This is a genomic window from Amycolatopsis albidoflavus (assembly GCF_039525725.1).
In the GTDB taxonomy this organism is placed as follows: Bacteria; Actinomycetota; Actinomycetes; order Mycobacteriales; family Pseudonocardiaceae; genus Amycolatopsis; species Amycolatopsis albidoflava.
Map to the genome: position 1 here is coordinate 91,658 of NZ_BAAAHV010000002.1, position 12,110 is coordinate 103,767.

Annotated in this window: 15 protein-coding genes; 7 read left to right on the top strand and 8 right to left on the bottom strand. The window is 70.3% G+C overall.

Annotated elements, in window-relative coordinates:
- Nucleotides 1-83: 83 nt before the first annotated feature.
- The 4 genes from ABD156_RS00515 (at nt 84) to ABD156_RS00530 (ending at nt 2,695) form a co-directional block, all read left to right on the top strand.
- Nucleotides 84-1,037, top strand: a complete 954-nt coding sequence (locus ABD156_RS00515) for a GlxA family transcriptional regulator (RefSeq protein ID WP_344264492.1) — start codon at nt 84-86, stop codon at nt 1,035-1,037.
- Nucleotides 1,038-1,141: 104 nt separating this feature from the next.
- Nucleotides 1,142-1,780 (top strand): HD domain-containing protein, encoded by a 639-nt coding sequence (locus tag ABD156_RS00520; protein ID WP_344264495.1) that lies wholly within the window; start codon nt 1,142-1,144, stop codon nt 1,778-1,780.
- Between the two features lie 76 nt (nt 1,781-1,856).
- On the top strand, nt 1,857-2,270 hold the full coding sequence (locus tag ABD156_RS00525; protein WP_344264498.1) for an SRPBCC family protein: 414 nt from the start codon (nt 1,857-1,859) through the stop codon (nt 2,268-2,270).
- Nucleotides 2,267-2,695, top strand: coding sequence for a MarR family winged helix-turn-helix transcriptional regulator (locus ABD156_RS00530; protein WP_344264501.1), 429 nt, complete (start codon nt 2,267-2,269; stop codon nt 2,693-2,695). Before ABD156_RS00525 ends, ABD156_RS00530 begins: the two co-directional genes overlap by 4 nt.
- A gap of 154 nt (nt 2,696-2,849) precedes the next feature.
- On the opposite strand, the gene ABD156_RS00535 is transcribed toward ABD156_RS00530, so the two are convergent.
- From ABD156_RS00535 to ABD156_RS00545, 3 genes are all read right to left on the bottom strand, one after another.
- Nucleotides 2,850-3,485, bottom strand: coding sequence for an SRPBCC family protein (locus ABD156_RS00535; protein WP_344264504.1), 636 nt, complete (start codon nt 3,483-3,485; stop codon nt 2,850-2,852).
- Nucleotides 3,486-3,738: 253 nt separating this feature from the next.
- Nucleotides 3,739-4,092 carry a hypothetical protein gene (locus tag ABD156_RS00540; RefSeq protein WP_344264507.1) on the bottom strand — a complete coding sequence of 118 codons (354 nt, stop codon included), beginning with the start codon at nt 4,090-4,092 and terminating at the stop codon, nt 3,739-3,741.
- A 73-nt stretch (nt 4,093-4,165) separates the two neighbouring features.
- Nucleotides 4,166-5,110, bottom strand: coding sequence for a LysR family transcriptional regulator (locus ABD156_RS00545; protein WP_344264510.1), 945 nt, complete (start codon nt 5,108-5,110; stop codon nt 4,166-4,168).
- Nucleotides 5,111-5,223: 113 nt separating this feature from the next.
- Here ABD156_RS00545 and ABD156_RS00550 point away from each other — a divergent pair, with 113 nt between their 5' ends.
- Nucleotides 5,224-6,105 carry an NAD(P)H-binding protein gene (locus tag ABD156_RS00550; RefSeq protein ID WP_344264513.1) on the top strand — a complete coding sequence of 294 codons (882 nt, stop codon included), beginning with the start codon at nt 5,224-5,226 and terminating at the stop codon, nt 6,103-6,105.
- A 16-nt stretch (nt 6,106-6,121) separates the two neighbouring features.
- The gene (locus tag ABD156_RS00555; protein ID WP_344264516.1) at nt 6,122-6,481 is read left to right on the top strand and encodes a darcynin family protein; all 360 of its coding nucleotides are present in this window, start codon (nt 6,122-6,124) and stop codon (nt 6,479-6,481) included.
- Between the two features lie 59 nt (nt 6,482-6,540).
- Here the strand turns inward: ABD156_RS00555 and ABD156_RS00560 are convergent, their stop codons facing one another.
- The 5 genes from ABD156_RS00560 to ABD156_RS00580 form a co-directional block, all read right to left on the bottom strand.
- The gene (locus ABD156_RS00560) at nt 6,541-7,689 is read right to left on the bottom strand and encodes a hypothetical protein (protein WP_344264519.1); all 1,149 of its coding nucleotides are present in this window, start codon (nt 7,687-7,689) and stop codon (nt 6,541-6,543) included.
- Nucleotides 7,690-7,895: 206 nt separating this feature from the next.
- Complete coding sequence (locus ABD156_RS00565; RefSeq protein WP_344264522.1) at nt 7,896-9,686, bottom strand: APC family permease; 1,791 nt, start codon at nt 9,684-9,686, stop codon at nt 7,896-7,898.
- Between the two features lie 108 nt (nt 9,687-9,794).
- Nucleotides 9,795-10,073 carry a DUF3040 domain-containing protein gene (locus ABD156_RS00570; protein WP_344264525.1) on the bottom strand — a complete coding sequence of 93 codons (279 nt, stop codon included), beginning with the start codon at nt 10,071-10,073 and terminating at the stop codon, nt 9,795-9,797.
- Nucleotides 10,067-10,387 (bottom strand): DUF3618 domain-containing protein, encoded by a 321-nt coding sequence (locus ABD156_RS00575; protein WP_344264528.1) that lies wholly within the window; start codon nt 10,385-10,387, stop codon nt 10,067-10,069. Before ABD156_RS00575 ends, ABD156_RS00570 begins: the two co-directional genes overlap by 7 nt.
- Nucleotides 10,384-10,794, bottom strand: coding sequence for a phage holin family protein (locus ABD156_RS00580; protein WP_344264531.1), 411 nt, complete (start codon nt 10,792-10,794; stop codon nt 10,384-10,386). Before ABD156_RS00580 ends, ABD156_RS00575 begins: the two co-directional genes overlap by 4 nt.
- Before the next feature lie 410 nt (nt 10,795-11,204).
- Here ABD156_RS00580 and ABD156_RS00585 point away from each other — a divergent pair, with 410 nt between their 5' ends.
- Nucleotides 11,205-12,062, top strand: coding sequence for an SDR family oxidoreductase (locus ABD156_RS00585; protein WP_344264534.1), 858 nt, complete (start codon nt 11,205-11,207; stop codon nt 12,060-12,062).
- Nucleotides 12,063-12,110 lie beyond the last annotated feature (48 nt).

Sequence of the window (12,110 nt, forward strand, 5' to 3'; positions counted from 1 at the left end):
TCGCCCGCGCCCAGTACGACGCGGCAGTGCTCCGGTTCGCGTCCGCCTGACGGTCTGCCATGCTGGGCCCCGGAGGTCGGATCATGGGCGCGAGCGTGGTTTTCGTCGTGTTCGACGGCGTGAAGATGCTCGACGTGACCGGGCCCGCCGAGGTGTTCGCCGAGGCGAATCTGGCCGGGGCCGGGTATTCGATCAGCTACCGGTCGCCGTCGGGGGCTCCCGTGGCGACCTCGGTGGGCGTCCGGCTGCCCGTCGACGGGCCGGTCGCCGAGACGCCGGACCCGGATCTCGTCGTGGTGGCCGGCGGCGACGGGCTGGTGGAGCACGGCGTTCCCGTGGATCTGGTCGCCGCGATCCGGGAAATCGCGCCGCGTGCTGGTCGGCTGGTGTCGATCTGCACCGGGTCCTTCGCGCTGGCCGCCGCGGGCGTGCTGTCCGGACGGCGCGCCACCACGCATTGGCGGCACGCGGCCCGGCTCGCCCGCGCGTACCGGGACGTCGAGGTGCTTCCCGACGCGCTTTTCGTGCGGGACGGCGACATTTTCACCTCGGCCGGAGTGTCCGCGGGCATCGACCTGGCGCTCGCTCTGGTCGAACAGGACCACGGCCCCGATCTCGCGCGCACCGTCGCGCGCGGTCTCGTGATGTTCATGCAACGGCCCGGCGGCCAGTCGCAGTTCTCCGCGCCGCTGCGGATGCCGCGGCCGAGCACCCCGACGTTGCGCGAGGTGACCGACCTGGTTTCGGCGCAGCCCGCGCTCGACCACAATGCGTCCGCGATGGCCTCGCGGGCGGGCGTCAGCGCCCGGCATCTCGCGCGGCTGTTCGCGAGCGAACTGGACACGACGCCGGCGAAGTACGTCGAGCAGGTGCGGCTGGACCACGCGAAAGCCCTCCTCGGCGCGGGGCACGGCGTCGCGGAGACCGCCCGCGCCTCCGGATTCGGCAGCTCCGAGACGATGCGCCGCGTCTTCGTGGCCCGCCTGGGGATTTCGCCGAGCCAGTACCGCGCGCGCTTCGAGACCACGGCCTCCTGACTCCTGTCCGGATCTGTGGGCACGCGGTCGGTTTTCGCAGTGGGACCGCGGACTTCGCCGGGCGAGACTCGGGCTGAGCCCAATTTTTCCCGAGGAGGTCTGTGGTGCCCGAGGTGATCGCCGGGATCGAGATTCCGGATACCGCGCTGGTGCGCGAGGCGACGGCGCTGGTGCGCGACGTCGCCGACGAGACGTTGTTCCACCATTCGCGGCGCGTGTTCCTGTGGGGTTCGCTGAAAGCCGCCGCGCGCGGGCTGACGGTGGATCCGGAACTCGCGTACGTCGGCGGGCTGTTCCACGACCTGGGGCTCACCGACGGCTACGCGACCTCCGACCGCCGTTTCGAACTCGACGGCGCCGAGGCGGCCCGGACGTTCCTGCTCGACCACGGCCGTTCGGAGGAAGACGCCCGGAACGTCTGGCTCGCGATCGCCCTGCACACGACGCCGGACGTCCCGCTGCGGCTGGCCCCGGAGGTGGCGGTGGTGACGCTGGGCGTGGAAACCGACGTGCTGGGCCTCGGCCTGGCCGAAATCGCCGGCGACCGGCGCGCGGAGGTCGTCGCGGCGCATCCTCGGCCGGACTTCAAGAACCGCATCCTGCGCGCGTTCCGGGACGGGATGGCCGGCCGTCCGGAGACGACGTTCGGCACGATGAACGACGACGTGCTCGCCTATTTCGATCCGGCGTTCGAGCGGACGGACTTCGTGGAGCTGATCAAGGGGAGCGCTTGGCCGGAGTGAGGGGCCGCGCGGCTCGGGCTTGCCAGTTAGTCTGCGCGCAGATAGTCTCTGCGCAGACTAACTGGGAGGACCGATCATGTGGACCACTGACTACAGCGCGGAGACTTCGGCGCGTCCGGACGCGGTGTGGGCGGCGTTGCGGGCCCTGCACAGCGGGACGCCGCTGAGCGAGCGCAGCGACCGATTCGAACTGCACGGACCGTTCGAGAAGGGGACCGAGCTGTCGGTCACCCCGCAGGGGCAGGACACGTTCCGTTCGCGCATCACGGAGTTGACCGAGAACGAGGTCTACGAGGACGAAACGCGCTTCGGCGAGGTCGTGCTGCGGTTCCGGCACACGCTCGCCCCGCTCGCGGGCGGCGGCACGCGCGTCACGCATCGCTTGGAAATCGAGGGGGACGCGGGTCCGGAACTCGGGCCGCAGATCAGCGAGGACTTCCCGGTCGCCATGAGCGATTTGCTGACCAGCGCGGAGCGGTCCGCGCGATGACGCGGTTCGCGGGTCCGGGGGACAGCCCGGGTTTCCTGCTGTGGCACGTGACTTTGGCGTGGCAGCGGCGGATCCGGCAGACGCTCGAACCGCTGGGCCTCACGCACGTCCAGTTCGTGCTGCTCGCGTGCTGCTGGTGGATGGAAACGCACGGCGCGCCGCCGCGGCAGCAGGAACTGGCCGCGCGGGCGGGCACCGACATCAAGATGACGTCCCAGGTGATCGCCCGGCTGGAGGCGGCCGGACTGGTGACGAGGACGGTCGACTCCGGCGACACGCGCGCGAAACTGGTGCGGCTGACCGAAAACGGCCGCGACCTGGCCGGGCGGGCGGTGACCGCGGTGGAGCGGGTGGACGTGGAGATGTTCGGCGCCGAGGCCGCGCCGTTGCTGCGGACCTTGCGGTCGGTGCTCGACGCGGAGTGATCCGCTGGGGCGGCTTGGCCGTCGCCTGGGTGGGTCCGAGCTCTTGCACGCTCCGGGTGCAAGAGCTCGGAGACCGTGCCGACCGGGTGGTGGCGCTACGGGCGGTCGGGTCAGCGGTGTCTGCGTGGCCCGTCGGACCGTGTGCCCGTCCCGGTCAGCGCTGGTGCGGTCCGTCGCAGGTGCCGGATTCGGCGGCGGCCTTGAGGTCGGCGAGCCAGGTTTCGAGGCCCATGTCGGAGGTCGGGTCGGCTTGCGGGCCGGAATGGCTTTCCTCGGTGCGGACGAGGATGCCGCCGCGGACGGGAGTGAAGGTCCAGACGTGTGTGCCGTCGATGTGGTAGCCGGTGCTGTCGGCGGGGCCGGTCCAGCGAAGGCATTTGCCGCGCTGGAGTTGCTGGACGGTGGAGCTGATGACCACGGTGCTCGGGGTAGTCGTGGGCACGTGGACGGTGGCTTGGAACCGCGAGTGCTTGCGCAGCGGGCCGGAGTCCAGGCGTCGCACGGTCATCGGGGCGGCGGGTTTTTGCCAGGACGTCCAGGCTTCCACGTCGGTCTGCAAGTCCCAGATGGTGTGCAGCGGCGCGTGGATGAGGATTTCGGCCCGGTGACGGGCTTTCGCGGCCGGTTCGACGCCTTTGCCTTGGCAGGTCAGCGAGCCGGGGCCGGGAGTGGCGGCTTCGGCGGGGGCGGCTCCGAGGGTGGCGGCGACAGTCAGCGGGACTGCGAGCAGGGCGGTCCCGAGGCTGCGGCGGCGAGGTGTTCGCGAGGTGGCCGGGTCGGTGCTGCGCATGGGTGTCTCCTCTTGTCGAGTGGCTGTTAATGCCATTAACTGTGGTGAAACCCTATAGCTCGGCGCTGGTGAAGGTCAATAGGAAAAGTGAAGGGCATTAACCTCGTCTCGGCACGGCGGAGACGGGGTGCGCGGACGGCGCGACCGCTGGCGTGCTCCACCGGTCCGGATGCTTGACTTCGCCGAGCAGTTCAGGCAAATGGGCTCAGCGGAAGAACTGCCGGGCAAGGCGGGCCAGGACCCGGTGCCGGAGTCAGGTCTGGAGGAGGACGTCCGTCAGGGCGAAGGTCGGTCGAAACCGCACAGCCGTCCTGCCTCGGAAGCCGTTCGCGTGATACTCCGCCACGACCACGGGCCCGGTGTCGCGGACCTCGATCGTCAGCAAGGTCGCGTGCTCGCGGTAGACATCGACGACGATGTCCGACTCCCGCCGGTGCCGGAAGCGGACGCTCCGGTGCGTCGCGTCCCAGCTGAGGTGGAGTTCCTCGGTCTCGGAGACGGGAATCCTGACTTCCCGCACGAAGTCGTCGCCCGTCGCCTCCTCTGTCCGCGGGAGGACGTCGAAAACGGAGAACCACACCTCGTCCTCGGCAACCACGAACTCCACGCGGGGCAACCTACCGGACCTCGGGAGGCGGACCGGAGGCAAATTCGGGCGTTGCCGCGGAAGCGAAGCGCGCCTAATGCGGAGAAGTCCCTGGCGCGCAAAGTGCCCGCCGCACCGCGGCGCGGAGCCAGCGGTGCGCCCCGTCGGCCGACTGGCGCGGATGCCACGCCATGCCGATCGTCAAGGGAGGCAACGGAACCGGGATGTCGAGCAGCCGCAGGCCGAGCGCGGTGGCGTCGGCGGTGAGCGGCGACGGGGGTTCGCCGGGGAGCGACGCGGGGATCAGGCAGACGACATCGCTGCGCGCGGCGAGGGTCATCGCGGCCAAATGGCTCGGCAGGACGATCGCGACGCGGCGGCGGAGGCCGTGTTCGGCCAGTGCGGTGTCGAGAGGGCCGGTGAACCGGCCGCGGCGGCTGACGGCGACGTGGTCGGCCGCCGCGAGCCGGGCTGGGGTCAAGGGGGCCGAAGCGAGCGGGTGGCCGGGGCGGACGGCGGCGGCCATGCGCAGGGTGAGCAGTTCTTCGACCTGCGTTTCCGGGTCGACGTGGTCGATGGAGCCGACCTCGAGGTCGAGCCGTCCGTCGCGGAGGGCGGAACCGGCTTCCCATTCCTCGGCTCGGACTCGCAGGGAGACGCCGGGGGCTTCCTCTCCGGTCAACTGAAGGAGGCCGACGGCCAGGGCGGCGCCGACCAGGTCGGCGGCTTGGATCGTGAAGGTCGAGCGCAGGGTCGCGGGGTCGACGACGGTGCCGGGGCTCAGCAGCGCGCCCAGGCTGTGCACCACTGCGGCGGCCTCCTCGCGCAGGGACTGCGCGCGCGGCGTGGGGACCATCGCTTGCCCGGCCCGGACCAGCAGCGGGTCTTGCAGGATGCGCCGCAGCCGGGCGAGCGTGCGGCTCATCGCGGCCGGCGAGGTGTGCAGGCGCGCGGCGGCCTTGGTGACGCTCTGCTCGGTCAGCAGGGCGTCCAAGGCGACGGCGAGGTTGGCGTCGAGTGCCGGGTTCAGGCTGTTCACCAGGGTAATTCCACTTCAGGCAAGGATTGCGTGCCGAAGTTCCCATTGTGGCAGCACCGCCGCGCTCAGCAGGATCGAGGGCGTACCCATCGGTCCTAATCCACGAGGTTTTCATGATCGTCATCACTGCCCCCACCGGGAACATCGGCAGCCGGGTGCTGCGCTTGCTGTTCGACGCGGGCGAGGACCTGCGGGTGATCGTCCGCGACCCCGCCCGGCTCCCGGATTCGGTGCGCGAGCGCGTCGAGGTCGTCGTCGGCTCGCACGGCGACGCCGAAGTCGTCGACCGGGCCTTCGCGGGCGCGGACGCCGTTTTCTGGGTGGTCCCACCGGATTCGTCGCGTACTCCGGCGGACGGCTGGAGCGGTTTCACCGGCCCGGCCGCGAAAGCGCTTGCCGCGCACGGCGTCGGGCATGTCGTCGGGGTTTCGGCGCTCGGCCGCGGCACCGCGGTCGCCGATCGGGCGGGGCTGGTCACCGCGTCGCTCGCGATGGACGAGCTGATCGCGGGAACCGGGGTCGCGTACCGGGCGCTGGCCAACCCGTCCTTCTTCGAGAATCTGCTGGAGGAAGTCGACTCGATCCGGGAGAAGGGCGTCTACGCCGACGTACTGGACCCGGACCGCAAGGCCCCGCTCGTCGCCGTCGCGGACATCGCCGCGGTCGCCGCCCGGCTGCTGCGGGACCGGTCCTGGACCGGGTTCGCGGACGTCCCGGTGCTGGGGCCGGAAGACCTGTCTCCCAACGAGGTCGCCCGGATCATGACCGAGCAGCTGGGCCGTCCGGTCCGCTACGAGCGCGAGTCGCTGGACGACCTGCGCAGCACGCTCATCGGCTACGGGCTGAACGAAACCTTCGTCCACGGCATCGCGGACATGAAGCACGCCAAGGACAACGGCCTCGACGCCGGTGTCACGCGCACCGCGGAAACGGCGTCTCCGACCACTTTCGAACAGTGGTGCGCCGAAACCCTCAAGCCCGCCTTCGAAGCCTGACCTCCAAGGAGCCGCAATGTCCGCGAAGGAAACACCGGTCACCGCGTTCCTGCTCGTCAAGACCACGCCGGAATGGCTCGCCCTGACCCCGCCGGAACGGGCCGAGGCCTTCGCCACCCAGGTCGTGCCCGCGATCGAGGCGAAAACCGCCGGCGTCCGGTCGCGCTTCTACGACACCGAGTTCTACTCCGCGCGCGTCACCGACGTCTGGGTCTGGGAAGCCGATGATCACCACGCCTACCAGCTGTTGATCGACGCGCTGCGGGAAACTCCGTTCTGGGACCGGTATTTCGAGGTCGTCGACCTGCTCGTCGGCACCGAGAACGGTTACGCCCGCACGTACGGACTGGACCCGTTGGCCACCATCGCCACCTGAGCACGCGAGAGGGCCCCGTCTCCCGGAAAGCGGAGACGGGGCCCTGACACCGCAAGAGATCAGTGCGCCGAGGCGAGCGCCGCCGTGGCGGGCGGCATCAGCTTCGGGTATTCCTTCTGGAACTTCTCGATCATCTTCGCCGACGGGATGATCCGGTTCGGGTTGTTCTGGCTCACGGCCTGCTTCTCGCCCCACGCGCCGGCGGCCTTGCGCTGGTCGGGGGTGCCGTGGCTGTGGAAGCAGTCGCCGATGGAGGCGTCGAGGTAGGTGACCTCCTGCTGGGTGCGGGCATTCCACGCCTCGCCCTTGGCGTGCGCGACGAAGTAGCCGCCGTACGCGTCCGGGCCCATTTCGGCGGATTCGTCGCGCGGGTAGTTGTTGTGCGCGAAGTCGACCTGGTGGCCGTACTCGTGGCCGACGACCGCTTCCACCGACACGTCGTCGAAGCCGAGGTGGTTGACCACGTCGAGCAGGCCGTCGCCGAGCATGACGCGCTTGCCGCCGAGGCTGTCGGCCGGGGCGGAGAACGCGTTCAGGGTCAGCAGCGGGTTGCGGCCGCCCTGCAGGGCGGGGACCTCGTAGAGCACCTTGGTCGCGAGCGCGCCCGCCGCGGCGGCCCGCTTCGGGTCGAGGCCGAGCTTGAACGTCTGCGTCGTGCGGTCCTGGCTGCCGAGGTCGGTGCCCTTCCAGGCGACCAGCTGGATGTTCCAGCTCTCGATGTCCCAGAACCCGCGCAGCTTGTCGATCGTCGAGCCTGCCCGCGGCGTGTACTGGCCGTCGGTGCCGAAGACCTGCGGGGTCTTGTCGCTGGCGACGGCCTGGGTGTAGAGCTGGCCGATCGCGCTCAGCGCGCTGAGCGCCTGGCCCTCGGTCGGGGTCAGCTTGGACGCGAGGTTGTTCGCGTATGTCAGCAGCGATCCTTCGGTGCAGCCCGGGATCGGGCCCTGCGCGGCGTGCGCCTGCTGGCCCGGCCGCTTCACCGGCGAGTCGAACAGCGGGTCGACGCCGCGCAGCGCGTTCGCGGGCAGCCCGTTGTAGAGGTCTTCGACGTCCTGGTACAGCTGCGCGATGTCCTGCTCGACCGACGTCGGCTCGGCCGCTTTCGCCTGCGGCGTCGCGATCGCCGGGACGGCCGTGGCCACCGTCAGCGCGGCGAGGGTGCCTGCCGCCGCGAGCGTTCTGCCGAGAATTCTGGTCCGTTTCCGCATGGGCCCCTCATTCCGGTTTCAAGATCACGAATACGCCCAACCCTAAGACGATCTTGGGCGGCGAAACCGGGGCGAGGGAAAGACCCCCGGGATGGCCCACGCCTTTCGGCGGGTTTTCGCCCTGCGGACATCGGCCGAAAGTACTATCGGGCAACGCGTGGCCCGCCCCGGGAAAACGGGCATTCGGGAAAACCGGACGAAATGGCTCAGGCCTTGACCCGGAACCGCATCCGGCAGACGACCGCGTCGGAACGGCGGCGCAGCACCCGGGCGAGCACCGCGCCGCGGCGGTTCTGCAGGACGCGCTGCCAGAAATGCTCGGGCTCGACCTCGGCGACCAGGACGAAAACGTGGCATCCGTCGTGTCGCCGGAGGTGTTCCGCGATCGGCTCGCCGAGGCGGCGGCGTTCGTCGTGCAGCTGGACGAGCGTGACCTCCGGGTGCCAGCGTTCCCACGTTTCGACGAACTCGCGCGCGGCCGCCTCCTCCTCGGGATGCGTCACGTGCACGGCCTCGACGTGCTCGCCGAGCGACAGCGCGGCGGAGAGCGCGTCGCGGGTCAGTCGCGACACCGTGTGGACCGGGACGACCACCAGCGACCGGTTGAGCCGCGGCGGAGGGGGGATGCGCCCGAGTTCGAGACGGTCGCCGATGCGGCGGTAGTTGCGGTGGACCCATTCCATCATCAGCACGAGCACCGGCAGCGCGACGACGATCAGCCAGCCGCCTTCGCCGAATTTCGTCGCGGTGACCACGATCGCCGCGATTCCGGTGAGCAGCGCGCCGAAACCGTTGAGCGCGGCCTTTCCTCGCCAGCCGCGCGGGCGGGCGCCGAACCAATGCCGCACCATTCCGACCTGCGAAAGGGTGAAGCCGACGAACACGCCGATCGCGAACAGCGGCACCAGGGTGTTCATGTCGCCATTCGCGAGAATCAGCAGCAAAGCGGAAGCGAGAGCGAGGAAACCGACGCCGTAGCGGTACACCTGACGTTCGGCGCGCAAGGCGAAAACGTGCGGGAGGTTGTTGTGTTTCGCGAGCAGTTGCGCCAGCACCGGAAGCCCGCCGAAGGAAGTGTTCGCAGCCAGTGCCAGCAGGACCACGGTGGAGAATTGCACTACGTAGTAACCGAAACCGTTCCCGAGCGACGCGGCGGTGACCTGCGACAGCACGGTCACGCCGTCGACCGGGTGGATCGAGAACTTCCCGATCAGCACGGCGATCCCGAGCAGCATCACCGCGAGCAGCCCGCCGAGCGCGACCTCCGCCCGCTGAGCCCGGCGCACGCGCGGTTTGCGGAAGGACGGGACGGCGTTGGCGATCGCCTCGACGCCGGTCAGCGCCGCGCAGCCGTTGGCGAAAGCCTTGAGCAGCAAAAGGATTCCGACGGTCTGAAGGCTGGGGAGGTGCCCGCTGGCGACGCTCGCGGCCGGAGCGGTGCGGAAGAGGCCGACTACGACGACGGTGAGGATCGAGCCGACGAACACCGCGGTCGGCACGATGAACGCCCGCGCGCTCTCGGCGATGCCGCGGAGGTTGATGCCGGTGATCAGCACGAGCACGCCGAGACAGAGGGGGAGCTTGTACGGCAGCAACTCGGGAAACGCCGACGTCAGCGCGGCGACCCCGGCGGCGACGGAGACCGCGACGTTCAGCACGTAGTCGACGATCAGCGACGCGGCGGCGACCAGCGAGGCGCGGCGGCCGAGGTGGGTGCGGCTGACGCCGTAGGCCCCGCCGCCGTCCGGGAACGCGGCGATGACCTGCCGATACGACAGGGTCAGCACGGCGAGCAAGACGGCGATCGCGAGCGTGACGGGCAGCGTGAAGCCGAGTCCCGTTCCGCCGGCGACGGCCAGCACGAGCACGATCGCCTCGGGTCCGTAGGCGACCGACGCCATCGCGTCGAGGGACAGCGCGGCGAGTCCGCCGACGACGGAAAGGCGGTGCCGGTCGGCGGCCGGCGGCGTTTCCGGGCGGGACAGAGTTGCGGTCACCCGGTCAGGCTGGACCCCGGCGAGCGCTCAAGGGACGGTCGTTGACGGTTTCCTGACAGTGATCTAGCGAACTGATCTAGCGAACTGATCTGGCGAACGCCCGGCGGGTCAGCGCCAGGATCCGGCTTTCCAGTGCCGCACCGCGAACGGCCCGCCGACGAGCACCGCGAGCCCGACCACCCCGGCCACGATCATGCCCGGCCGCGTGTCGAACGCGCCGGTCGCGATCAGCACGACGCTGGTGATCGTCGCCAGGATCTCCAGCGCGGAGCGGCGACGGCGCGGACGGCCGGATCCGCGGTCCAGCTTCGCGCTGAGCCGCGGATCCGTCTCGCCCAAACCGCGTTCGATTTCGTTCAGCACACGCTGTTCCCGGTCGGTCAGCATGCGCCGCCCTGCTTCCGGTGCGCGGACCGGCGGCGGATCAGGAACCGGAGCACGAACACGCCGCCGAAAACCGCCGCGAACAGCGGGAGCGGGTTGCTCCGGACGGCCTCCGCACCGGCGCGGACCTTCTCCGCGGCCGGGGCCGAGACGGTCTTCTCCACCTGCGCGGCCGCCCGGTCGATCGTCTCGTCCACCTTCTCGGCGGCGCGGGTGCGGACGTCCAGCTTGTGGCCCAGCGCGTCCAGCGTTTCGGCCAGTTCCTCGCGGGTGACGTCCCGGTCCGCGCGGGCCTCTTCCACCTTGCGTTCGGTCATGACCGCACCTGCTTCATCGTCTCGACGTCCTCGCGCACCCTGTCCACGGACTCCTCCGGCACCGGCCCGCCGGCGCGGCTCGCCTCCTTGCCCCCGATCAGCGCGGCAAGCCCCGCGACCAGCAGCAACGCGCCGCCGACGATCAGCGCGGCCAGCCAGCCGGGCACCACGAGCGCGAGACCGAGCACCGCCGCGGCGATCAGGGTCGCGCCGCCGAGAAGCGCGAGCACGCCGGCGAACCCGACGAGCCCGGCCCCGACGCCGAAGCGCTTGCCCTTCGTCTGGAATTCGGCCAGCGCCAACCGGAACTCGTCTTGGAGCAGGCGTTTGATGGAAGTGGTCAGATCGGCCGCGAGGTCCGCGGTGGACTTCTCCTCCGCGGGCGTCCGGTTCATCTCCTCCAGCACGGTTGTCCTCCCTTCTTGTTCGAGGCGTACCCGGCTTGGGGGCGGCGAAACGGATCAGCGCCGTGCTGATCCGAGCGTGGCCAGTGCTTCGCGGAGTGCGTCGACGCCGGACTCGCGCAAAGCGGCGATTCCGGGATCGTGCCGGACCAGCAGGCCTCGTCGGCGAAGCCGTGCGTGCGAGAGTCGGACACCGGCGTGCTGGTCGAGGCGCTGTCGCACGATTACTGATCGTCCCCGGGTTTGCCGGCCGCGCAGCGGGGTAATCGCCGCGCATCCACAGGGCGGGCCAGGGGGCGAGGGGCCGCGCAACCGTCGCAGGGGGACGGTTGCGCGGCCGTTCGGGTGATTGAACCGCGGCGCAGCGGGTAGCCGGAAAGCGACGGCACCGACTTTTCGGGGAGGACTCTCGCATGGCAGACCGCATCCGACCGCCGCAGCAGCAGGAACCGCCGGGCGCCACGGCGGAAATGGATCCGCAGCCGCGCGATTCGATGACCGGCTACGAGGGCCGGGGCCTGCTCGCCGGGCAACGCGCGCTGATCACCGGCGGCGACTCCGGGATCGGCCGCGCGGTCGCGATCGCCTTCGCGAAAGAAGGCGCGGACGTCGCGATCTCCTATCTCAGCGAGCACGAAGACGCCGAGTACACCGCCGATCGCGTGCGCGCCGAGGGCCGGGAATGCTTGCTGCTTCCCGGCGATCTCGCCGACGCGAGCCACTGCCGGGAGATCGTCGACCACACGCTGTCCGAATTGGACGGTCTCGACATCCTGGTCAACAACGCCGCGACGCAATGGCCGGTCGACCGTCCCGAGGACCTGACCGAAGAGCAGTGGATGCACACGTTCGACGTGAACCTGCACAGCTGCTTCCGGGTGACCGCCGCCGCGCTGCCGCATCTCGGCGACGGCGACGTCATCATCAACACCGGTTCGGTGAACGGCTTGCGCGGCAACAAAACCCTCATCGACTACTCGGCGACGAAGGGCGCGATCCACGCCTGGACGTACGCGATGGCGCAGGCGCTGGCCGACCGGGGGATCCGGGTGAACTGCGTCGCGCCGGGTCCGGTGTGGACACCGCTCATCCCGTCGACGTTCCCGCCGGAGAAGGTGGAGAAATTCGGCCTGCAGGCACCGTTCCAGCGGGCCGCGCATCCGGACGACATCGCGCCGTCGTATGTGTTTCTCGCGTCGAATCGCCTTTCGTCGTACTACAGCGGCGAGGTGCTGGCCGCGCTGGGCGGCGAGACGGTCCCGGGCGGATAGCGCTCCTCGGCAAGCTCGGCGGCCAGCAGTTCGGCGCTGGTGTCGGCG